The following is a 20,969-nucleotide window of genomic DNA, read 5'->3' as shown; positions in this document are numbered from 1 at the left end:
CTGACGGCGGCTAATAACAGGCTGCCGTTTACTGAGCTCCTAACTCTTATTCACAAACAACCAATTCACATAAACCAATTCACAACCATCCTTTTCATATTCAACCTATTCACATCTAGCCTATTCACAGTTTCGATAACGTAGAAGGACTTCCCATGGAGCATTTTCTTAGCGCGAGGAATATTCTGGGTAACGCTGCTTAAGTTTGTGAAGAGTGCCATCTTGAGAAATTTGCTCCAACGCTCTATTGAGCTGTTCAATATGAGCCATCAACTTCCCGTTTTTTGACACGCCCACTAGAATGTCGAATGACTCGCGTAACTTGCCGTACTCAATAAACGAGTAATTACCTTGATGTTGCTCGAAGGAAACCGCGGCCATGACAATATAGTCAACTCGATCTTTTTTAAGTAAAGCAAGAAGTTGTTGATGTGAATTTGTCTCTATAACTTTGAATTTATTCTCCTTAATTGCGGAGGATAGGTCCTTGGAAAAGTAATAACCACGACGGATCCCGATGGTTTTTCCATAAAGGCTATGAATATCATCAAAGGTAAACTTCCTACCTTGTCGCCCATAAATGCTGGCTTTAATCCCCTGAATGATTGGCGTGGATAAATAGTAAACAAACTCTGATCTCGACTCGTTATATTGTATCGGGGCAACAATATCGGTCACCCCCTGTTTCAGATTCAGCAGAGTGCGTTTGATGGGACGAGGGGTAATCACAATATCGACCTCAATTCGCCGAGCAAGTTCTTGTAAAATATCCACCGCCAAACCCGTAGGTTGACCGTTTTTACCTTTTTCACATAGAGAAACGTTGCCGGCAAAACAACTACCAGACACTTCCTCCGCGCCCAAGGGTAAGATGTATAAGCTGGCCGTTAAACAAACAATTAAAGACAGACGAATCGACATAATGAGACTCTAAAGATTTAGCTCTCACTGAGTATAGTGTAAGAAATAAAACCTCAATTCAGTCAATACCTCACCCCTTCATACCCTTCATACCCTTCATACCCTTCATACCCTTCATACCCTTCATACCCTTCATACCCTTCATCGTTAAGTTGCTTTAACGAGCCGAGTGTCAAACAAAAAGTACCTATAAATTGGAAAGAAAGGGATACAGCGACATGTTCATACAGGCAAATAGTCAACTCCGCTAATAACAATCACTGATAAGAAACAAAATGTAACATTCAACTTAGTTATAAAAATAACATTACTGAGGCAAGGATCACGGTAATGATTTCATTTTCGTTACAAAATCCGCGCTCATTCGAACGAGCATAGTTTTATCGTTCGCGCACTAGTGATTTACATATATGTTTCGTAAATAGTTCCAGAGGGTTCTTCATGTTTGGTATCTTCAAGCCAAAAGCTCACCTTACTCGCTTGCCAAGTGAGCAAATTGACAACACTTACAGCCGGTTACGCTGGCAACTTTTCATCGGCATTTTTTTTGGCTACGCGGGCTATTACCTAGTGCGAAAAAATTTCAGCCTTGCGATGCCTTATTTAATCGAACAAGGGTACAGCCGAGGCGATTTGGGCGTTGCTTTAGCAGCCGTATCTATCGCTTACGGGCTATCTAAATTCTTAATGGGAAGCGTGTCCGATCGCTCAAATCCTCGCTATTTCCTTGCCGCTGGCTTGCTCATGTCTGCTCTCGTTATGTTTTGTTTTGGCTTTATGCCATGGGCAACGGGAAGCGTGACCGCCATGTTTATTTTGTTGTTCCTTAATGGCTGGTTCCAAGGGATGGGGTGGCCCGCCTGTGGCCGAACTATGGTGCACTGGTGGTCTCGTAAAGAACGTGGCGAAATCGTGTCAGTTTGGAACGTCGCGCATAACGTTGGCGGTGGTTTAATTGGCCCGCTATTCCTGCTCGGCCTTTGGATGTTCAACGAAGATTGGCGCGCCGCCTTTTATGTGCCTGCTTTTTTCGCCGCGATAGTCGCCGTGTTTGTTTGGGTAACGGTGAGAGATACACCTCAGTCATGTGGCTTACCCGCGATCGAAGAATACAAACAAGATTTCCCCGACGACTATGACCCTTCATACGAAAAAGAAATGTCCAGCAAAGAGATTTTCTTCAAGTATGTTTTTTCAAACAAATTGCTCTGGTCTATCGCCATTGCGAACGCCTTTGTCTACTTGATTCGATACGGTGTATTAGATTGGGCACCTGTTTATCTTAAAGAAGCGAAAGGATTCAGCGTCGACAAGTCTTCATGGGCGTATTTCCTTTACGAGTGGGCGGGTATCCCCGGCACCCTACTGTGTGGTTGGATTTCCGATAAGCTCTTTAAAGGTCGCCGTGCACCCGCAGGTATCTTATTCATGGTACTCGTAACAGCTGCCGTATTGGTTTACTGGCTCAATCCAGCGGGCAACCCAACTGTCGATATGCTGGCACTGATTTCCATCGGCTTCTTGATATACGGCCCTGTAATGTTGATTGGCTTATACGCATTAGAACTGGCACCGAAAAAAGCCGCAGGAACCGCGGCTGGTCTTACAGGTCTATTTGGCTATCTCGGTGGAGCAGTAGCGGCTAACGCTGTATTGGGCTATACCGTTGACCAATATGGCTGGCATGGTGGATTTATGGTACTAGTCGCCGCTTGTATCGCTGCGATCATCTGCCTCACCTACGCTTTAGTTGGCGAAAAGTCCCTGCATGCCAAAAAATCTGGCGATTCTAAACCAGTCACTCAATAGGTCTATCAATGAAAATTTTTAAGTCTATATTATTGCTACTTGTCGTCATGCTCCCTTCTCTAAGTATTGCGCAACAAATTAGTGCTCAACAAATGAGTAGCGCTCAGCAAATCGTCATCGCTCATAGGGGCGCGTCAGGTTACTTGCCAGAACACACCCTTGCAGCCAAGGCACTGGCCTACGGAATGAAGCCGGATTACCTTGAGCAAGATGTCGTTATGACCAAAGACGATCAGTTAATTATCTTGCACGATCGTTATCTAGACCGTGTCACCGATGTCGCTCACAAGTTTCCTAACCGTGCTCGCCAAGACGGTCGATACTATGCGATTGACTTTACGCTGAAAGAAATAAAAACGTTACGCGCCACCGAAGGGTTTGAACTGGACAAAAATGGGAAAGAAAAGGCAATTTTCCCACATCGCTTCCCGTTATGGCGTTCTGATTTTTCTATTCATACCTTGCAAGATGAAATCGAACTGATTCAAGGTTTAAACAAAACTTTGGGATACAACATAGGTTTGTATACCGAAATTAAAGCACCTTGGTTCCATCGCCAAGAAGGGAAAGACATCAGCGCCGCTGTGCTGAAGACGTTAAAATCGTATGGCTACACCAGTAAACAAAGCAAGATATATGTACAGTGCTTCGACCCTATCGAGCTGAAACGGATTCATTCCACATTACTGCCTCAACTCAAAATGGATCTTAAACTGATCCAGCTGATGGCGTATACCGATTGGAATGAAACCATGGAGAATAAACATGGCAAACTCACCCCATACAATTACGATTGGATGTTTAAGCCCGATGGGATGAAAGAGGTGGCGAAATACGCCGACGGCATTGGACCATGGAAAGCCATGCTTGTTGATCCGTCATCGACTCAAACACATATTGAAATCTTGCCCCTAGCAGAGCAAGCTAAGAAAGCCGGCTTGCAAATTCATGCCTATACATTTCGGGCCGATCCGAGTCGTATCCCTCAATATGCAAACAGCTACGACGACATGCTAGACATATTTTTCAACAAAGTAAAAGTGGATGGGGTGTTTACTGATTTCCCTGATAAAGCCGTGAGTTTCCTTCATCACCAGTAGATAATGTCAGATCCAACTACATCCGCCCCCACATTATGTGGGGGTGTTAAACACTATGTGGGAGTATTAACACCAGAACTAAGCGGACTAACACCACCTGTAAAGGCATTAACACCCTTTGTGAGCACACCAATACCATGCGCGAATACGCAATTCCCTAGCTTCACCAAAAACAAAATCAAAGTTTGTACATTTATCCAACTTCAGTGTAAACCATTATATTTAATGATCTATTCACTCTTTTATTACCAGTCGACAACACCAACCTAACATCAAGTCTTAGCAGGTTATGCTAAGTTTATTTGAGGCCATCACAACTGAAAAAGGGGAATAGAATATGACTAGACCAAGGTCAAACGCTATCACTTCCATGCCTAGCAGCGCTATGGCAGCCAGTACACTACCACCTATGTACATGGATATGTTGAACCTGTTCTCGAACACAAATATCGAAGGATTGACCCTGCTTGAAAAAGCTCAGAAAGCGGTGGATGGACTAGGAAAAACCAACTCTCTGGCAGACTCTATTTCCCAAGCAAAATCAGGAGATGACTGGGTCGTGACTAAAACCAAAGACAAAGCACAGTCTGCGCTAGAAGGTTCAAAGTCCTATAAATATGTACAAAAAATCATTAATGCCATCAAGGAGAAGTTAACTGACTTTTTCATACGCCATGGTGGTGCGCTCCTCGACCATGTCAAAAATCAAATTCTCGCTATGGTTCCTAAAATATTAAGCAATATTTTAGGACAAATCGCACCTATATATAGCGATATAAAAAAAGCGGCCACCGCTATTTATCCTGCCTTACAAAAAACTGTTTTGTATTATAAAACTCGCGAACTAAGCTCAGTATCAGCTTACCCAGTGGCGGGGGATGTTATTGAACGTGTACGTGCAGAAATAAAATCGGTCGCAATAGAAAAAGGGGCAATCGCTATCACATCAGTGGGCTCATTATTTATTGATCTTGCAAGTATCGGTATTTCCTCAACAGTCACTACAATCGTTAAAGCAGGAATCGCTGTATTTAACTTTTTAAAAGGCCTGTACGACCGCTACGTGATGAAAAAGAACTTCAAGGCATTTAAAAAAGAATGTATTAATTTGAAGCTCAAAGCACACACACTAAATGCAACTTTGTTTAAAGAATGGCTACGGGATAAAATGTCCACCATTCCAATTTTGGCAAGCTATATCGTCTGCATGCCGTGCTACAGTTCACCATTCAATTTTCTTGATTTGGTCAATGCCAAACCGACCCCTCCGTCAAAAACAACTAGGTTGTATAATCGAATCAAGAAAAAACTAGGCTTTGGCAATAACCTCGATCCGGTCACCGCTTACCAAACCGATCTAATCTCCTCTTATCGCTCGATGCAAGCTGAAGCTAAGACCTTTATTTCAGAGTGTAGTATCCAGCTCAGCAGCGACAAGCCAGGGGCAATGCAATTTCTAAAGGCCGCTCGAGGCGAACGTAATTTTATTCCTGGTACGGATGAAAAAGCTTTCGACAAAGCAGTAAGAAAACAGAAAATGCAAAACTTATTGGATGGTACTACCTTGAAAAATAAGGTAAAGGAGACGTTTACACCAAGTAATATGGCTGCAACAATAGCCGGAAAATTTGACTCCCACATGGAATCTTTAGCACAAGAGCAATAGAGAATTACGCTCTCGCTATTTTCAATACTTCTCATTGTTATCATGTAGAAAAGGGCCTAATAATAGGCCTTTTTTATTTCCATCTAACAATGAAACTGAATATTGAAGTATAAAATACTGTCTCCATACCCAAGCTCCTCGCAAACATCGATGAAAATACTGCTTTGCCCTATACTTGCCTGGCCATATATTATACGATCGTAATCACCTTTATTAAGTGAAATGGAAATTTCGATTAATAGAGGCACTATTATTAATTGAGAAAGGATCTCTTAAAATGAAATTACTGCTCACTTTGGGGCTTGTTGTAAGCATATTTCCAAGCTTAAGTTTCGCCAAAGAATGTGGCACCATCACCATTGCTGATATGAATTGGAATTCCGCTAGCTTAATCGCCAATATCGACCAATTTATCCTAAAAAATGGTTACGGTTGCGACGCCGAACTCATCCCGGGTGACACTATGCCCACTGGGACCTCCATGATAGAAAAAGGCCAACCCGATGTGGCCCCTGAACTCTGGACCAACAGCTTGCAAGAAGCACTCGACAAAGGTGTAAAAGAAAAGCGCCTTCGTTACGCAGGTAAGGTGCTCATCGACGGTGGCGAAGAAGGCTTTTGGGTTCCCTCTTATCTCGTCAAAAAATACCCCGACTTAACCACTATCGCTGGCGTTCTCAAACATGCTAGCTTGTTCAAAAATCCTGAAGATCCTGATAGCTCGGCGTTTTATAGCTGTCCTGCTGGCTGGGCATGCCAGATTTCTGCAGAAAATTTGTTCAAAGCACTCGATATGAAAAAAGCGGGCTTTACGATTGTCGACCCAGGTTCCAGCGCAGGGCTTTCAGGATCACTAGCAAAAGCCTATGAACGTAAAGAACCTTGGATTGGGTACTATTGGGCCCCCACGGCGATCTTAGGTAAATACAGTATGGTCAAAGTAGATTTTGGCACGGGTGTCAACAAGAAAGAGTTCATGTCTTGCATCAGCCAAGCTGAGTGCGTCAATCCAAAAGCGACCATGTACCCTGTCTCCCCTGTCTATACCGTGACCACTGAGAAACTTGCCGAGAAATCTCCCGACGCCTATCAATATTTCAGTAAACGAAACTTCACCAATAAGGACCTTAATCAACTGTTAGCATGGATGGAAGAAAACCAAGCCGATAGCAACGACGCTATGTACTATTTCTTAACCAAATACCCTCAGGTTTGGCATCAATGGTTACCTAAAAAAGTGGCCGAGAAAGTTCAAGCCGCGCTTTAATTCCCCGATAAGCTAGAATGTAATCAACGTAGCCCATTGATAGGGCTACGCCATGATAAGGAACTATCAATGGCAAGCAGTATATGGACAAGCTTTCCGCAAATGGATCGACTTGATTTGATGTGGCTTCGCAAAACTCTCGACGGAGCCTATAAAGAGTTTTCACGTAATTATGGGGACATAATTGAATCCCTATTTCACCCACTACTCTCTTTTCTAATTTGGTTTGAGAAACTCCTTATTGCTACCCCTTGGTGGCTAATGTTGATCGTCTGTACTGGGCTTATTTATGCTGCCAGTCGTTCGTGGAAACTCGCACTTTCAGGCCTTGGCGCTTTGATACTGATTGGCTATTTTGGCATGTGGGAAGACACCATGCGCACATTAAGTATTATCACTGTGTGCACCCTGCTCTCCATTCTGATTGGGATCCCAGTTGGAATTGCGATGGCACGCTCCAATCGCGTGCAAACTATCGTCACACCCTTACTCGACATCATGCAGACCATGCCCGCTTTCGTGTATTTAATCCCCGTGGTCATGTTACTAGGAATTGGTAAAATCCCGGGCTTGATTGCCGTTGTCATTTACGCCATTCCCCCGGTCATTAGACTCACGAACCTAGGCATCCGATTGGTCGACAAAGAAGTTTTAGAAGCGGCAACCGCATTTGGGGCAAGCAGTAAACAAAAGCTTTGGGGCGTGCAGCTTCCCCTTGCTATGCCCACCATCATGGCTGGCATCAACCAAACGATTATGATGGCGCTGTCTATGGTCGTCATTGCCTCAATGATTGGAGTCAAAGGTCTTGGCCAACCTGTATTGAAATCGATCACCAACCAATACTTCACTCTAGGGCTGCTAAATGGCCTAGCAATCGTCGCACTAGCGATTCTATTCGACCGAGCTTCTCAGGCTTACGCGAAACGTGCTCAAGCACATCTTGGAGATAACAGACATGACTGACCCACTGGTAGAAGTTTGTGGTTTATATAAAGTCTTTGGCCCTAAGCCCTTATCTGTGATTGAAAAGGTCCGGCTTGACGAAAGCAAAGAACAAATTTTGACTGAAACTGGGCATACTGTGGGCCTCAAAAATATTAGCTTAACCATTAATCGCAGCGAAATTTTTGTCATCATGGGTCTATCCGGCTCAGGTAAATCTACGTTGATTCGACATTTCAACCGATTAATTGAGCCGACTCTTGGTAAAATTATCGTCGAAGGGGTGGATGTCACGGAGTTATCAACGCAAGAGCTCGAAGAATTCCGCCGCCACAAAATGTCGATGGTGTTTCAGCGCTTCGGCTTAATGCCACATAAGAAAGTCATCGACAACGTCGCGTATGGGCTTGAAGTCCAGGGGTTAGATAAACCTTCTCGTCACGAAAAAGCAGGCTCGTGGTTAGAAGCGGTTGGCCTGAGTGAATACGCTCAACAATACCCTTCTCAACTATCTGGGGGGCAGCAGCAACGGGTCGGGCTGGCGCGCGCATTATGCACCGATGCTGAAATACTGTTAATGGATGAGGCTTTTTCTGCTCTTGACCCCTTGATTCGTAGTGAGATGCAAGACCAGCTGATTGAATTGCAAAATAAGCTGCATAAAACCATTATTTTTATCACTCACGATCTAGATGAAGCACTACGGCTAGGCGATCGTATCGCAATCTTGAAGGACGGCGCTTTAATTCAGCAAGGCACCCCAGATGAAATCTTGCTGCATCCAGCGGATAGCTACGTCGAAGCCTTTGTTAAAGATGTCAATCGAGCAAGGGCGCTCACCGTAGAAGCTGTGATGCAACCTCCAGCCCACCGCATTACCGCAGAATCCATAGAAGAAGCCTTAAAACAAATGAAACGCTTTAAACAGGATTATGCCTATCACGTCACTCAAGAAGGTTATCAAGGCGTAGTCACACGTGAAAACCTAGTCACCGCCAGCCAAGACGCCACTCAATCAGGCTTCAACGATGATATTTATGAAGAAATTCCATCCGTTTCCCCAGATGCTGTAATCGAAGAAATCATCCCCGACAGCATGGCGTGTGAGTTTTCTCTACCCGTTGTCGACGAGGATGGCAATTTACAAGGAGAGTTACAAAGACAATCTGTGGCGGAAATATTTAGCGAGGTAAATGCGAACTCAGCCTAGCCTGAAAGTCACTTAACGCTGAGTTAAGGCCTTGATTGCGAGACCACGCTTTCTGCTGTTCCAGCAAACGATTGAAATTAGAATAAGTCAGTTTGAGCACAACTTGAGCTAGTGCCCTATTACGTTTCTCTTGTACTTGAACATCAACTTCAGCAAAATCTTTATCTGGTAAAGGAGCAACAATATTGCTGATCAACGTTTGATAATACGCAAACTGATCAGGTTGTTGCTGCTTTTCCTTATTGGTCATAGGACCATATAGCACCTGCATCAAGTTGGAAACGATCGACTTTTTTGCCATGGCCTTAGCGGATTGAATCGCTTGTTCAGCGTGCGAGGCTTGCCCTTCCCCTAAGCCAAATACACCGTGTCTGTCTGGCTTCGGCGCCTCTTCAGGCTCGATTGAGCCGTTAAAAGGCTGTGTGAGGCTTCCTTGGGTATGTGTAAATCGCACCGATAGTAGTCGGCCATTATCCACAATATGGGAAGTGTGCGTGGTGGTACACGCGCTCAAAATGGCTGTCACACAAACTATTAAATATTTTTTCATTACAGATTTATGCTTTCTCTGAGCCCGATGGAAGATAACTGACTTGCACACGATCCCTTACAGCCTATGCGGCTACTCGATTGTGACTATTGCTAAAAAGACAGTGAGGCGTTCCGCCAGATGAAGTACATCCAAAGAATAGCGTAAACAACTGCAATAACAGAGCTGCAACTTCAGATTAGCGGAGTATACTTATAACCCAAGCAAAAAATAGGGCCTCGATATGACGAAGATACGGATTGATATTGTCGCAGATCTGATGTGCCCGTGGTGCATTTTAAACTATAAACGTCTTGAGTTGACCTTACAGGCTCTATCCTTAACTCATGGAACTGAGATACATTGGCACCCTCTTGAACTCAACCCAAATGCACCACTTTGCGGGTCCCCCTTATCCAAATATCAAAAGCAGTTAGACCCCACCATCAACGCTCCTCTTACCCTACAGAGCACGCTCAAACAACTGGGTGAAGAAGTTGGCTTCAAGTTCAATTTCCACGAAAACATGTGTCTATATAACACTCGTAAAGCTCATCAACTTATCATGTGGTCGGAAACTCAGAACAAACAATCGGAATTAGAGATCGCGTTATTTCAAGCCTATTTTGGCCAAAGTATAGACATCAGCGATGATGAGCAGCTTCTCAGTATAGCCGACCAAGTCGGCCTCGATGAAGATGCTGCCCGCTCCGTACTCAAAGATCCTTCATGGGAAAAAGCCGTCTTAGATACCGAACAACAATGGATAGCGGCAGGCATTACTGTCGTACCGACCATCATCATCAATCACTCTACTGTCCTACATGGCGCACAGCGCTCTGAAGTGATGAAAGAAGCAATCAGGCAAGCAAGTTTCTCCCTACACTGATTACTCCACCTATAGCTTTACCTAGCAATGATCTTATCGGTGTTTCAGTTTCTCGTATAAGCTATGAAACATAACGAGCACAGAACCTGCTACCACACCAATTACGGCATTGTACAGCAGAGGAATTAACGAGTGAGCAAAACGCACATCCGCTACCTGAGCAAGAATAGGCTCAATTAAGTGATGAACGGCAGGGAAAGTATGCGCCACAATACCGCCACCGACTAAAAACATCGCCACAGTTCCCACAACGGTGAGTACTTTCATCAGTTTCGGGGCGAAAGAAAGCAAGCTTCGGCCAATACCCGATAATATTTTACTGGATTTATAATGGCGCAATAAATACAGACCTAAATCGTCTAAGCGCACAATGGCCGCTACGAGTCCATATACGCCAATGGTCATTATTATGGCAATCAAACTCACGACCAGAATCTGCACGGGTATCGAGTATTCAGTCACAGTACTTAAAGCAATGACAATGATTTCAGCCGATAAAATAAAATCGGTCCTTATCGCCCCTGCGACTTTCTTTTTCTCATACTCTTCAACGGATTCCTTTATGCGGGAGTTTCGTTGAGGGGACTTCAATTGACCTTTTTCGACTTTAGGTTGCTGCATCGAGTGAAGAACTTTTTCTACACCTTCATAGCTAAGATATAAACCACCAAGTAGCAATATAGGCTTGATAAGCCAAGGAACAAACGCGCTGATCAATAACGCGGCGGGAACCAACATAAACTTATTGCGAAAAGAGCCTTTCGCCACGGCAAGGACAACTGGAATTTCTCTGTCGGCTTTCACTCCAGCGACTTGCTCAGAAGTCAGCGCCAAATCATCGCCTAACAATCCAGTGGTTTTTTTTGCGGCTACTTTCGACATCAGCGCCACGTCATCTAACACAGTAGTAATATCATCTAGCAGTGTGAGCAAGCTCAAACTAGCCATTTTATCCTCTCAAAATATAGTTATGGAGAACAGAATGTATCACTAACATTGAGAAAAACAATAAGATTTGTGTTAATTCCGTGTTTGGTATATAGATTCGTTTCCACGCAGTATTTTTCTGTTGTCAGTCACCCTACATAAAAAGTAAAAATTATGAACAATAATTCTACCTACTCAATTGGCACCCCCGGCACAGCTTGGCAGGCTCAAGAACGCGAGTTATGGCGTGAGCAAAACACCATCAAACGCCTATACCAAGAAGAAGTTGTCCCTAAAATCTTGGCGTTAGATAAAAATTTCACCATTGAGCAATATGGCGCGCTTTCCTACAACCCAGAGCGTTACGCACTTTACTGTCTGAAATCAAAACAATGGGATGACAGCAAACCTACCGTTTTAATCACAGGTGGCGTACACGGCTATGAAACAAGCGGAGTTCATGGCGCGCTCAAATTCGCCAAATTATATGGCGAGCAATACGCTGGGAAGGTGAACTTAGTGATCGCACCTTGTGTGAGCCCTTGGGGTTACGAAACCATAAACCGCTGGAACCCGCTAGCCATCGACCCAAACCGCTCTTTCTACGTAGACAGCCCATCGGAAGAAGCAGCGAATCTGATGAGATATGTGGCGACATTATCAAACGACATGCTACTGCACATTGACCTGCACGAGACGACAGATACTGACGAATCCGAATTCCGCCCCGCCCTCGCTGCGCGTGACGGAATCGAATATATCCCTGGCAGCATTCCCGATGGTTTCTATACGGTCGGCGATTCTGAGACCCCAACCCCCGAGTTCCAGAAAGCGGTTATAGACTCAGTGCGAGAAGTGACCCACATTGCACCAGCCGATGAAAATGGCGAAATCATTGGTTCTAAGGTAGAGGGCGACGGTATTATTTATTACCCGATGAAAACACTCGGCCTATGCTGTCGTAGCATGACTGACTGCCGTTTTGGCACCACGACAGAAGTTTACCCAGACAGCGCGAATGTCACTGATGAAGAATGCAACGACGCTCAAGTCGCCGCGGTCATTGGGGCATTAGAATATGCGTTAAATCATTAATTCTGCTCATCAAAGTATTCTCTGTCGTAAGATTGTCACATTTCTCGATGTATAATCTGGCCAGCGAATCACACAACATATTTAGGGCACCCAAACGATTTAAAGGTGCCTTTCATTCAGACAATTTAGGTTTACATCATGGGCGAAATATCGTTATCAAAGTTACTCGTTGTAGCTGTCATTTTCACATTGCTTTTTGGAACGAAAAAACTAAGAAGTATGGGGGAAGACTTTGGCACGGCGATTCGAGGATTTAAAAAGGCCATGTCAGACGATGAACCTCAGAAAAAAGACATTGATCCACAGCAGCAGGTCAAGCACGAAAAATAATTTTCATTGATGGTGCTTCCAGTAACTTATAGTGAAAGCTTAGCACGGCTCCTAATCATCATAGGGAAGAGCAAATTGAAAAGAGGCAGGTTCATACTAGAAAACACTCAGATATATGAACCTGTTACTTCGACTTATTCATTTGCGCTCGTAGCCACGAGAGCGCTTCTCCTCCATTGGTAAACTGCTTGGTTGTTAGCACACTGATCCGTACCAGCAGATAATTGGACACTGAGTTAAGTGAGTACAACAACTAACGAGGTGAACCATGAAAAGCCAAAAGAAACATATACTTCATTCTCCTGAATTTAAAGCGGAAACCCTTAAACTGGCAGAGAAAGTCGGTGTAGCTTCGGCAGCAAGGCAACTTCCCTTACATGAATCTCAGATTTACAATTGGCGTAAAGCGGCAAAGGGGGGTAGTCCTCCCAGAAGATTTGAAATGTTGCTCAAGGATCGCGCTGATCATTTGATTCTTGCGCATCATGACGGTTTAAAAGCTCTAAAATCTCAGGGGCTTGAAACAAAAATTGTGCCTCTACCCGTTCCCGTCACGAGCACAGATGTCTACCTACTCTTTTCCAAGAACTCACCATGTGCGCAATTACACAAATCTTTTTCTGAGACGTTTTTGAATATGAAACGTTCTGGCGAACTAAAGCATATTTATACGAAATACAGCGAGTAAATATGGAACCGCTACCCTACACCTATTGAGGCAAATACTTAACTCTAATACGTTGTAGTGTTCCGTCTGCTTCCATTTCTGTCAGCACTAGGTTCATTTCATCATAACGGCTAGCCAGAGGGCTATTTCTAGATATGGCCATAAAGACTTTCAATTCTCCACCCAAATGCCCAAATAACACAGCGTCACTTGGCAACTGTGAACGGTTTAGGGCAGCCATATACTCGGGAAAAATAATGTATTTAACTCTGTCTTTCGATAATAGGTTAAATAGTTGGGAAAAGGAATTCGCTTCAAACACCTTCAGTTTTCCGCTTTTTTCAGCTTTTGCAAACTCAGCCTCCAAGTGGAAACCGCGACGCTTACCTACGGTTTTCCCGTATAGATCTTGAATGGTTTGATAAGGAAAGTAATCTCCTTCCCTTCCATATACAGCTTGCTTGATAATAAAGACTGGAGCAGATAGATACTGAACGAACTTAGCGCGCTCGTCACTATAGAGCAGTGGGCCCGTTATATCCGCCCCCCCATCCTTCATATTTAGCAGAATACGCTTCATAGGCATCGGCTTCATATCGACGCGGAGATTCATTCTGGCTCCGATTTCCTGAGCGACTTCGACAAAAATCCCGACGACTTTTCCATCGTCCTCAAAGCAATGCGGCACGACCTTTTCGTTACATACGCCTTTAATTACCTCTGACGAAACTTTAGTCGGCAATAAAAATGAAGAAACTGCACAAAGAATCAAACATTGACACCATCGCATATGGTTGCCCCATTCAAAGTCGTGTTAATCAAAAGGAACCAAATACTTTTTTATTATTCGCTCTAAGGTGCCATCAGCACGCATCGACGCTAACGCTTCGCTTATCCGTTCATCTTTCTCTTGGTATTGGTCTGCCGACCTCGACAAAACCATCTTAAGCTGTGTGCCTGTACTGACATACCCCAAATTAGCTAAGCCCTTCGGTAAGTTCGGTTGCTCCAGTATCACCAAGTACTCTGGAACCATAATAAACTTCACTCGTTTTTTTACTAGGAGGTTAAATAACTGCTCTTCAGAGTTCGCCTCCACCACCTTTATTTGCCCTCTTTTCACCGCAGAGGCGACTTCATCGGATAAGTGATACCCCCGCCGTTTTCCGATGGTTTTACCGTATAAATCACTAGCATTTTGGAACTCAAATGAAGGCTCGTCATAACCAAAAAGTATAATCTTTACTTCAAAAATATTGGTCGAAAAGTAACTTGAGGAGCGCGCTCGTTCCTCTGTATAAAACAGTGGCCCCGCAATATCTACGCTCCCTTGTTTCAGGTTTAGAAGCATACGTTTGAACGGTATGACTTTAACATTTACGGAGGTTCCCAAACGAACAGACAGCTCTTTATATATATCAGGGTAGATCCCTGCCGGTCGCCCTTTATTCTCAAAGCAAAACGGAGAAGAATTCTCCATGCAAACACCAGTGATGTTTCGTGCCCATGCTTGTGTTGAGCTTAATCCAAATACCGCCAATGAAAATAGAAGTATAAAACGTAAAAACACGCACCATTTCCTGTATCGCAACGTAACCTGACCTGAGTATAGATGGGAAACTTTCATATAGGTTCGGTAGGCGGCTGATATGATATAGCGAATCGTTTTTCTGGGTTCCATCCTTTCGATTTCGGTAAATCATACGTACGCTATACTGATGTGGAGGCACATTTAAGGACGACATAAACATGAAAGAAAGGAATATCCATGGCCTTTGGAGTATGAGTTTTAAAGACCGAATACTGCATTCCGAAGTCAGTGGTGCCACCAATGATGAAGCAGGCCAAGCTTGGTTAGCAGAGCTGAAGGCTAAAGTGAAGTCGTCCAAAGAGGGTTACTCAGCACCGTGGGTAGTTCTGCATGATATGAGAGACTGGGGGATGGCACCCATCGATGCTTGGGAAGGTGCCAATTCGGTAATCAATTGGGTTTCTGAACACCATTGTATTTTGTTTGCTGTTGTCTTTTCTATCAAAGTCCAGCACTTCGCTTTCGAAACTGGGTTAAAAGGCCAAAGTATAATGCGCTACTATTTTGATTATGAAGAGGCCTACCAAGATTGCCTCGACAAGCTCGCCGAACCTCAACGCCAACAAGACAAATAATCTCACTAAACTTACCGCGTTTAAACATTCATAACTCCCCTTCTCGTTAACTATACTAAGTGGAACCTCTCCTCCATACAGCGATTCTAAAGAGCGATGACACAACGAAATATACATGGCAACTGGACCATGACTTTTGAAGACGGTTTACTGTGTTCAAAAATAAAAGGTGCGACCAACAAAGAAGCTTCTCAGGCTTGGTTTGGCGAGATGGCACATATCGTTGACTCCTATCAAGCCAACGAGCCGATTCCATGGGCCGCACTCATTGATGCTCGTGATTGGGAAATGGCATCGATGGATATGTGGGAAGCCAATAATGAATTAGTCGACTGGATGGAAAAGCATAACTGCGTTTTATTTTTGTTTATCCTTGCCAAAAAAATGCAAAAATTTGCCATTGAAACTCAAATAGATAGCCTCGAAATCATACGATTTAGCTTCGATTACGCTCAAGCTTATCAAACCTGCCAAGCCAAGCTCAAAGAAGCTCAGAGGACAAAGTGATGACAAGAAGAAACGTTCACGGCGACTGGACCGTAAAATTTGAGAATAGAATACTTTATAACGAAGGACATGGTGCAGGAAACAAGGAAGGTGCCGTAACTTGGCTTGAGGAGGTCGAGGAGATGGTGCTGTCCTCACCTGAAAGCGATAAAACTCCATGGGTGATTTTATCTGACATTCGAGACTGGGAGGGGTTTTCACTTGATGCATGGGGCTCCCTAGACGACATACAGGAATGGATGCTAGCGCACAACTGTGTATTTATCGCAGTCCTCGTATCCACTAAATTAATGGAATTTGCGACAACAACTAACGCCAAAGTTCAGAAATTTACCATCTACTATGACTATGACGAGGCGCACCAAGCTTGCTTGGATAAACTCGCCGAAGCTCAGAGTCAACACAACCAATAACTCTGCCACGCGGGCTCACTTGCTGTGTTCACAACATATGTACCTTGGTATATCGCGTGTTAGCTATACTCAATGGAACGTCTATTCCTTACAGAGATTCAGCGCAATGACAAAACGAAACGTTCACGGGCTTTGGACCATAAGCTTTGAGGAGCGGATATTACACACTAAAGTCACAGGGGCGACGAACACTGAGACTGGGCAAGTATGGCTAGAAGAAATGCAAGAGCTGTTATTCTCATCACAAGGGAGTGACTCCCTACCTTGGGTTGTACTCAATGACTGTCGCCATTGGGATACTTGTTCTTTAGATGCGTGGGATTACTACAATGAAATGATCACGTGGATGTCCGAACATCATTGCATCTTTTACGCATTTGTCTTTTCTAACAAAATACAGGGATTTGCTGCTGAAAAATGGTTCGATGCCAACGATATCTTAAACTATTTCTTCGATTATGAGGAAGCTCATCAAGCCTGTCTCAATGCACTCGCTAAAGCGAATAACGAACAATAGCCAACCCTTGCCTCCGGAGTCTAATCATGTTTGATCAAAAACCTGCGATTTTTGTTATTTATTGGCTTTTTTGAAGAAAGGTTTGAGCATTTTTTGTTTTTCTCATCATGGTAGCGTCTTTTAAAGGCTCCGTTGCAAAGTTTGCCAGTTGAACCAATCTGAATAGAAATATCTGTAGTCGGAGTTATTATGTCAGATTTCAAAGGGCGTCATTTCACTGATGATGTCATTCTGTGGGCCGTCTGGTGGTACTGCAAGTACGGTGTCAGTTACTGGGAGCTCTCCGAAATGATGCTAGAGCGTGGTATGAAGGTGTGTCACACCACGCTCTATCACTGGGTCCAAAAGTCTGCACCAGAAATAGAAAAGCGCCTACGTTGGCGCTGGAAACCTGGGTACAGTTCCAGTTGGCAGATCGATGAAACCTATGTCAAGGTGAATGGCCAGTGGACGTATATGTACCGGGCCATCACCAAAGAAGGTGACACCATCGATGTTTGCTGACTTGCCAATTTTTTGAAGTCGATATCTTTTATGTTATCCATAGTGACACCACCACAAGATTGAATAACTTAATTAGATCAAATTCTTACTTCGATTGGTATTATCCAACAGCTTGAACTCCAATCGACAGTTCGCGGATATTGCTATGCATTTTTCTGTTGTTGAGTAAGCAGCCCTACTCAGAGATCCTCTAATATTAAGAGAAAGGGATATTTCTAATGTTGGAGGTTATGTAACGGTATGGCTAGAGAGAGACCGGTTCCGATAAATCGAGCCAGCCGCTTGTTAAAGATCGGCCGCCTGCTCGGAGGGGTTGCCGTGCAGGTCCTCAGCGATGGTGCGTCGGCCTTATATAAAGGCAAGCCACTGAAAGTAAAAGATTTACTTCTGACGCCGGCCAATGCCATGTTGCTGGCGGACAGGTTGTCTGAAATGCGCGGCGCGGCGATGAAGGTCGGCCAACTGCTCTCGATGGAGACGGGTGAGTATCTTCCTCCTGTGCTGACCGAGATTCTGGCCACCCTGCGTGAGAAGGCGCACCCCATGCCGCAAGGTCAGGTCGCGCAGGTGCTGGAAGGCGCCTGGGGTAAGGGGTGGGAAGATGCTTTCAAGCAGTTTTCATTTACGCCTCTTGCTGCAGCTTCCATCGGGCAAGTGCACGAAGCCACCACCAAGGATGGTCGACACCTGGCGATCAAGGTGCAGTATCCCGGGATTCGAAAAAGTATCGATAGTGACGTCGACAATGTTGCGGCGCTGTTCAATCTATTGCACCTGATTCCAAAGGACTACAACATCACGACACTTCTTAAAGAAGCCAAACAGCAACTCCACCAAGAAGCCAATTACTGCGCCGAGGCGGATAGTATCACCGGATACAGGCGTTTTATTGGCGATGATCCCGAGTTCGATCTTCCGGCTGTAGACAGAACACGAACCACTTCTGATGTGCTGACAATGTCTTTCGTCACCGGGGTTCCTATCGAAACTCTGGTAAATGCACCGATAGATGTGAGGAACCGTGTTGCGACACGACTGCTTTCTCTGGTGATGAGAGAGGTGTTCGAGTGGGGCCTGGTACAGACCGACGCTCAATTTGGCAATTACCGGTACCAGGTGGAACAGGACAGTATAGGGCTCCTCGACTTCGGTGCCACCCGACACTATTCCGATGATTTGGTTGACGCTTTCCGCCGTTTGATGAGGGCGGCTACAAAAGGCGATGCTTCTGCCATTGAGAACACTGCTGTTGAGTTGGGTTATCTGCGGAAAGGTGAGTCCATACCGTATCGGCGGGGGTTATTCGAGATGATCAGTGCGGTTGCCGAACCGGTTCGATACCAAGGGGAATTTGATTTCGGCACCTCCGACCTGTCACGGCGGGTCGTGGAATTAGCCGTCTCCCTACGGCTGAATCAGCGTTATATGCACCTGCCGCCCACCGATATGCTGTTTTTACACCGAAAGATCGGCGGGACTTATCTACTTTGCGCTCGTCTACGGGCACGGGTCAACGTAAACCGCTTGGTCGCGCCTTACATCCTCTAAGCTTTGCATCACTTAACCAACAATAAGAGACAACTTCAATGGGGATCCATTGATAACCGAAAGGTCACCGCCCGTTCCGCTCTTGTTATAAGGGCCAAAAGTCGAGCATGTGCTTGAGATTGCTGCAGGCTTTCATCCCGGCACCATGTTCGCAAAGTCGCTAAAAAAATACCCGTCAGGACAACTTCTTCGATTTGTCTGCGCCGGCCGCCTGTATGCAGCCCGGCCGCTTCTCGCCAAAATTGAACCAGACGTGACAAATCAAAGATCATGGGTACCCAATGATGAATGTGAGGTAGATGAAGTTTGGCCCCCAGCATTTGAGTAGTTACCCGGTGGTGGGGGGCGAGGGTCTCAAACCAGCGCCAAATAATAAATTCCAGCCTTTCTTTGACCGCCAACACCTCAATGCTCTCAAGATCCGCAGCCAACATGGCTTCAAGCGCACGTGAAAACCAAGCATTAGCGATAGCGTTAGTATCCGCGTAGTAGTGACGTATGTGGTTAACGGAGGTGCCGCAGTTTTTCGCCAGTTCAACAAAACTAAGGTTGGACCAGTCATCCCGCTCAGTCGCCATCTCCACCGCAGCATCGAGTATGCGATCAAATTCCACAGCTTTAGGAATCTGCCCTTTATTTTGCGAACCTGTAGCCATTACACCGCCCCAAGTAAGATAAGTTGATGTTGATGTTGATGTTGATGTTCTTGTAAGCTTCCTCCTCTCTTTAAGCATCATTTGTAAATAAGTATAGGCCAACTCAGAGGTTCCTATTAATCGTTATTTATTTGAACTAATTGTATTGTTTCCGGATTTTTTTAATACGGTTTTAATTGCCGAATGCTGAACGATTACCCGGTGTTTGCCTGCGTACCTTGATGACTTAGAAGATCTTCACCGAGGTTTCTGGCCAGACTCGAATTACGCATTTTTCTCCAAGAAATTAGTCGAACAACCAATACGACTGTATAAAATAACAGCTAAACAGCATTAGCCAAACATGGTAACAATCTGCTTTTTCAATTTAAGGAAAAAACTCTGAAGGGAAGTGTGAGTTTTTGAGACTGACAATAGCCGGTAGAGCCAAACATAAGCTTTTCTATCGTTAAAACTCATCGCCCAATCGCCATATATACTTCTCTGTTTCATCAGCTGTCACCAAATCGCAGGAGAGAGTAATTTTAGTATAGTGGGGTCTTACCACACCATTCAAGACATCATTGTAATCCTCAGTGTTTTTTACTTTTAACTTTGGCTCACGTTTGTAGTGTTCATTTTTGATAATGCTATCTAGCATGGCTGTATTGACCACGTTACCGTTAAAACGACAGTTGTGCTCATACTGCCAATTAGTAAAATCAAAAATCTCATCAAAAGCGTCGGGAGTGGCTAACTCCCATTCCCTACAATCTACAAACGTACCCCAATATCGCAAGTTCTTTCTTTATACTTCAGCTTTCTACTCATCGGCATAGGTACGTATTGCCTCTAAATTCCAACCCTCCCAACTTCGTGCGACAAGTAGGTTACCTTCAAAATAAAACTCATGGCCGCCATGGATATTTCGATGTGTCATGCTCACAACCAAGTCGTTGAAATACCTCAAGCTCGTATAGCGAAGGTACGATTGACCATAACAACATAAATATTTTTGGCTTCATGACGGCGTTGTTGCCCAAATCGATTGAACCTTTTTCCATCCTTACGATCTGATCTTTTGAGAATGATTGTTGGGATACAAAAATGGGTAAGTCGAAAGCTAAAATCACGAACTGGAGAGCATACAACCAAGCACTCTGTCAGCGTGGCGGGGTTACTTTTTGGATTGACGATTCAGCGGTGAAAGCCTGGAAATGTATGACCCATCACGGCAAGAGAGGTCGAGGGTTTCAATACACCGACACGGCGATTGAAACCGCCCTAATGATAAAAGGTATCTTCTCTCTCCCGCTTCGTGCTC

General features: G+C 44.6%; 22 protein-coding genes and 2 pseudogenes. 17 read left to right on the top strand and 7 right to left on the bottom strand.

Features of this window, described 5'->3' with window-relative positions:
• Window positions 1-168: 168 nt before the first annotated feature.
• Window positions 169-921 carry a substrate-binding periplasmic protein gene (locus L4C34_RS18520; protein ID WP_428790804.1) on the bottom strand — a complete coding sequence of 251 codons (753 nt, stop codon included), beginning with the start codon at window positions 919-921 and terminating at the stop codon, window positions 169-171.
• A gap of 441 nt (window positions 922-1,362) precedes the next feature.
• On the opposite strand from L4C34_RS18520, the gene glpT reads away from it, so the two are divergent.
• The 6 genes from glpT to L4C34_RS18490 all read left to right on the top strand — a co-directional run bounded on the left by glpT (window position 1,363) and on the right by L4C34_RS18490 (window position 8,918).
• Window positions 1,363-2,730, top strand: coding sequence for a glycerol-3-phosphate transporter (glpT, locus tag L4C34_RS18515; protein WP_428790803.1), 1,368 nt, complete (start codon window positions 1,363-1,365; stop codon window positions 2,728-2,730).
• Window positions 2,731-2,777: 47 nt separating this feature from the next.
• The gene (gene glpQ / locus L4C34_RS18510) at window positions 2,778-3,830 is read left to right on the top strand and encodes a glycerophosphodiester phosphodiesterase (RefSeq protein ID WP_428790824.1); all 1,053 of its coding nucleotides are present in this window, start codon (window positions 2,778-2,780) and stop codon (window positions 3,828-3,830) included.
• Between the two features lie 385 nt (window positions 3,831-4,215).
• A complete protein-coding gene (locus tag L4C34_RS18505; protein WP_428790802.1) occupies window positions 4,216-5,496 on the top strand; it encodes a hypothetical protein in 1,281 nt (426 codons plus the stop codon).
• Between the two features lie 277 nt (window positions 5,497-5,773).
• A complete protein-coding gene (locus L4C34_RS18500) occupies window positions 5,774-6,763 on the top strand; it encodes an ABC transporter substrate-binding protein (protein ID WP_428790801.1) in 990 nt (329 codons plus the stop codon).
• Window positions 6,764-6,832: 69 nt separating this feature from the next.
• Complete coding sequence (locus L4C34_RS18495; RefSeq protein ID WP_428790800.1) at window positions 6,833-7,729, top strand: ABC transporter permease; 897 nt, start codon at window positions 6,833-6,835, stop codon at window positions 7,727-7,729.
• Entirely contained in the window at window positions 7,722-8,918 is a 1,197-nt protein-coding gene (locus L4C34_RS18490) for a quaternary amine ABC transporter ATP-binding protein (protein WP_428790799.1), read from the top strand. Before L4C34_RS18495 ends, L4C34_RS18490 begins: the two co-directional genes overlap by 8 nt.
• Here the strand turns inward: L4C34_RS18490 and L4C34_RS18485 are convergent.
• Window positions 8,890-9,468 (bottom strand): hypothetical protein, encoded by a 579-nt coding sequence (locus L4C34_RS18485; protein WP_428790798.1) that lies wholly within the window; start codon window positions 9,466-9,468, stop codon window positions 8,890-8,892. The two genes, L4C34_RS18490 and L4C34_RS18485, sit on opposite strands and share 29 nt — an antisense overlap.
• Window positions 9,469-9,691: 223 nt before the next feature.
• On the opposite strand from L4C34_RS18485, the gene L4C34_RS18480 reads away from it, so the two are divergent.
• Window positions 9,692-10,336 (top strand): DsbA family oxidoreductase, encoded by a 645-nt coding sequence (locus L4C34_RS18480; protein WP_428790797.1) that lies wholly within the window; start codon window positions 9,692-9,694, stop codon window positions 10,334-10,336.
• A gap of 33 nt (window positions 10,337-10,369) precedes the next feature.
• Here L4C34_RS18480 and L4C34_RS18475 read toward each other — a convergent pair whose 3' ends face one another.
• Entirely contained in the window at window positions 10,370-11,284 is a 915-nt protein-coding gene (locus L4C34_RS18475) for a DUF808 domain-containing protein (RefSeq protein ID WP_428790796.1), read from the bottom strand.
• Window positions 11,285-11,437: 153 nt separating this feature from the next.
• Between L4C34_RS18475 and L4C34_RS18470 the strand changes: the two genes are divergently transcribed.
• The 3 genes and pseudogenes from L4C34_RS18470 to L4C34_RS18460 form a co-directional block, all read left to right on the top strand.
• A complete protein-coding gene (locus L4C34_RS18470; protein WP_428790795.1) occupies window positions 11,438-12,358 on the top strand; it encodes a M14 family metallopeptidase in 921 nt (306 codons plus the stop codon).
• Between the two features lie 138 nt (window positions 12,359-12,496).
• Window positions 12,497-12,688 carry a twin-arginine translocase TatA/TatE family subunit gene (gene tatA, locus L4C34_RS18465; protein ID WP_428790794.1) on the top strand — a complete coding sequence of 64 codons (192 nt, stop codon included), beginning with the start codon at window positions 12,497-12,499 and terminating at the stop codon, window positions 12,686-12,688.
• A 268-nt stretch (window positions 12,689-12,956) separates the two neighbouring features.
• Window positions 12,957-13,103, top strand: a pseudogene (locus L4C34_RS18460) (transposase); the annotation flags it as partial.
• A 295-nt stretch (window positions 13,104-13,398) separates the two neighbouring features.
• On the opposite strand, the gene L4C34_RS18455 reads toward L4C34_RS18460, so the two are convergent.
• Both L4C34_RS18455 and L4C34_RS18450 read right to left on the bottom strand, forming a co-directional pair.
• On the bottom strand, window positions 13,399-14,145 hold the full coding sequence (locus L4C34_RS18455) for a substrate-binding periplasmic protein (protein ID WP_428790793.1): 747 nt from the start codon (window positions 14,143-14,145) through the stop codon (window positions 13,399-13,401).
• Between the two features lie 24 nt (window positions 14,146-14,169).
• The gene (locus L4C34_RS18450; RefSeq protein WP_428790792.1) at window positions 14,170-14,925 is read right to left on the bottom strand and encodes a transporter substrate-binding domain-containing protein; all 756 of its coding nucleotides are present in this window, start codon (window positions 14,923-14,925) and stop codon (window positions 14,170-14,172) included.
• A 179-nt stretch (window positions 14,926-15,104) separates the two neighbouring features.
• Here L4C34_RS18450 and L4C34_RS18445 point away from each other — a divergent pair, with 179 nt between their 5' ends.
• From L4C34_RS18445 to L4C34_RS18420, 6 genes and pseudogenes are all read left to right on the top strand, one after another.
• Window positions 15,105-15,521, top strand: coding sequence for a hypothetical protein (locus tag L4C34_RS18445; protein WP_428790791.1), 417 nt, complete (start codon window positions 15,105-15,107; stop codon window positions 15,519-15,521).
• A 96-nt stretch (window positions 15,522-15,617) separates the two neighbouring features.
• The gene (locus L4C34_RS18440; protein WP_428790790.1) at window positions 15,618-16,028 is read left to right on the top strand and encodes a hypothetical protein; all 411 of its coding nucleotides are present in this window, start codon (window positions 15,618-15,620) and stop codon (window positions 16,026-16,028) included.
• Window positions 16,028-16,441, top strand: a complete 414-nt coding sequence (locus L4C34_RS18435; protein WP_428790789.1) for a hypothetical protein — start codon at window positions 16,028-16,030, stop codon at window positions 16,439-16,441. The genes L4C34_RS18440 and L4C34_RS18435 overlap by 1 nt, the downstream gene beginning before the upstream one ends.
• A gap of 106 nt (window positions 16,442-16,547) precedes the next feature.
• Window positions 16,548-16,958, top strand: a complete 411-nt coding sequence (locus L4C34_RS18430) for a hypothetical protein (RefSeq protein WP_428790788.1) — start codon at window positions 16,548-16,550, stop codon at window positions 16,956-16,958.
• Window positions 16,959-17,147: 189 nt separating this feature from the next.
• Window positions 17,148-17,453 (top strand): annotated as a pseudogene (locus L4C34_RS18425) (IS6 family transposase); the annotation flags it as partial.
• A 291-nt stretch (window positions 17,454-17,744) separates the two neighbouring features.
• Window positions 17,745-19,010 (top strand): ABC1 kinase family protein, encoded by a 1,266-nt coding sequence (locus L4C34_RS18420; RefSeq protein WP_428790787.1) that lies wholly within the window; start codon window positions 17,745-17,747, stop codon window positions 19,008-19,010.
• Between the two features lie 35 nt (window positions 19,011-19,045).
• On the opposite strand, the gene L4C34_RS18415 is transcribed toward L4C34_RS18420, so the two are convergent.
• Window positions 19,046-19,768, bottom strand: coding sequence for a hypothetical protein (locus L4C34_RS18415; protein ID WP_428790786.1), 723 nt, complete (start codon window positions 19,766-19,768; stop codon window positions 19,046-19,048).
• 346 nt (window positions 19,769-20,114) lie between these two features.
• Entirely contained in the window at window positions 20,115-20,444 is a 330-nt protein-coding gene (locus L4C34_RS18410; protein WP_428790785.1) for a hypothetical protein, read from the bottom strand.
• A 308-nt stretch (window positions 20,445-20,752) separates the two neighbouring features.
• Here L4C34_RS18410 and L4C34_RS18405 point away from each other — a divergent pair.
• A partial coding sequence (locus L4C34_RS18405) for a transposase (RefSeq protein WP_428788723.1) occupies window positions 20,753-20,969 on the top strand: 217 nt, incomplete at its 3' end.

Origin of the sequence: Vibrio profundum (genome assembly GCF_050337555.1) — a bacterium.
Taxonomy (GTDB): domain Bacteria; phylum Pseudomonadota; class Gammaproteobacteria; order Enterobacterales; family Vibrionaceae; genus Vibrio; species Vibrio profundum.
Note: the sequence above shows the minus strand (reverse complement) of the source record. Positions and strands in the feature narration are given on the sequence as shown.